Below are 1540 nucleotides of genomic sequence, written 5' to 3'. Positions count from 1 at the left end.
GAAAGGGAATTAATTTTTAATATTTCTAAGGACTCACCTAAAGTGAAGTATATTAGAGGTGCATATACTAAGAAGGATATACTTGATATCAAGCCCGATTCTCAGAAAGGAATCTTTCGCCCTGATGTTGAGGAATATCTCACCCCTAAGTATATAGAAGCACACAGACAACTATTTAAAAATGGAGCATCCCGATTCCAAAAATTTCAGCCTAGCGAGAATTGGAATGAGGGTATTGTTGGGAGTGGTGATGGAACAAGTTTCTGGCTGAGCAAAGAACATGCAGATATCATTGAAAAGGTTGCCAATGGAGATAATCGTCTTTATGAAATCATATTAGGACTTGATGAAGGTTATTTAGGAGATGGTCCACTTTATCGTTTGGATGTTACTCCAGAAGTAGTAGCGGAAAAAGGGATTTCCATACCAAGTGGAAATGAAGTTGGAGCCAATGACTGGTGGAGACCAGCTGGACGAACTTTCCCAGGAGATATTCCAGAAGGTGTCATGGAAGATATTAGTACCAAGAGAGGAGAACATACATGGAACATAGTAAATTAGGCTGGGAAGATGTTATCCAGTTTGAAGAGGTAATAGGCTACGGTCAGCATATATGGAGAGATGGTAATACTCTTTATTACGTTACTGAGGAGGGAGGAATTGCCCCTCAGCGTGTGGTTTATGAATTACCAAATGAGTTATTTGCCTTACTAGAGAGTGGGGAGAGAACGATACGAGAAGTATCTTATAGAGTAAAGAACAATTGTTGGCCACCGACGGAAGAAGAAAAGAACGAAATAAGAAAAAAAAGAGCTAGAGAAAAGCCAATTGTGCTGATATCAAACCGTAAAAATCAGTTGCTTTTTAGTAATAAAGAACTTGAAATACTTATTCCTCAAGCCGAACAACAATGGATAGAATCAATGGGTGAACTTCCAGACGATTATGTATCACCACTTAAGTAAAAGAGGTTTGAAATGAAACCAACAAAACTAGGCTGGGAAGACGTTATTCAGTTCGAAGAAGTCAAAGGATACGGAAAAGAAGTTTGGAAACATAATAATCAGTATTATATCGTCAATATTGAAGGTGGCATGATGGATGAACGAGTTGTTTATGAATTATCGGACGAGTTATTTTCCTTGCTGGAGAGTAGGAAGAAAACGTTACGAGAAGTATCTTATAGAGTAAAGAACGATTGCTGGCCCCCAACGGAAAAAGAAATCAATAAAATAAAAAGGGGAAGAGCCAAAGAACGACCAAAGATACTGATAGCTAATCCGAAAAATCAATTACTTTTTACACAAGAAGAATTAAAAGAGTTAATGACCATTGCAGAGAAGATTTGGATCGAATCTGAAGGCAAACTTCCAGATAATTATGTATCGCCATTAAAATAGCTTGTAAGGAACTTGTTTATACACTGTTAGTTGTAGGCAAGTTCCTGTTTTTACATTAAGTGCAAATCTCCAAGGTCAGGCCATCTCGAGTATGCGCAATTACCTAGTAGAGGTGCATGGGACTCTTCTTCAAACTCTGG

General features: G+C 38.1%; 2 protein-coding genes and 1 pseudogene. All 3 read left to right on the top strand.

Features of this window, described 5'->3' with window-relative positions; translation table 11 throughout:
- A pseudogene (locus tag N8M95_RS09140) lies at nucleotides 1-561 on the top strand (hypothetical protein); the annotation flags it as partial.
- Entirely contained in the window at nucleotides 543-965 is a 423-nt protein-coding gene (locus tag N8M95_RS09135) for a hypothetical protein (RefSeq protein WP_120770849.1), read from the top strand. The pseudogene N8M95_RS09140 and the gene N8M95_RS09135, both read left to right, overlap by 19 nt.
- Nucleotides 966-977: 12 nt before the next feature.
- On the top strand, nucleotides 978-1400 hold the full coding sequence (locus N8M95_RS09130) for a hypothetical protein (protein ID WP_120769983.1): 423 nt from the start codon (nucleotides 978-980) through the stop codon (nucleotides 1398-1400).
- Nucleotides 1401-1540: the final 140 nt, after the last annotated feature.

The organism is Streptococcus mitis (genome assembly GCF_946190325.1).
In the GTDB taxonomy this organism is placed as follows: domain Bacteria; phylum Bacillota; class Bacilli; order Lactobacillales; family Streptococcaceae; genus Streptococcus; species Streptococcus mitis_CF.
The sequence above is the reverse complement of the archived record's forward strand: the minus strand, read 5'-3'. Positions and strand labels throughout refer to the sequence as shown.

Bases quoted from the DNA above. Each gene is read 5' to 3' on its own strand.
- N8M95_RS09135 (WP_120770849.1), top strand. From the start codon at position 543: ATGGAACATAGTAAATTAGGCTGGGAAGATGTTATCCAGTTTGAAGAG.
- N8M95_RS09130 (WP_120769983.1), top strand. From the start codon at position 978: ATGAAACCAACAAAACTAGGCTGGGAAGACGTTATTCAGTTCGAAGAA.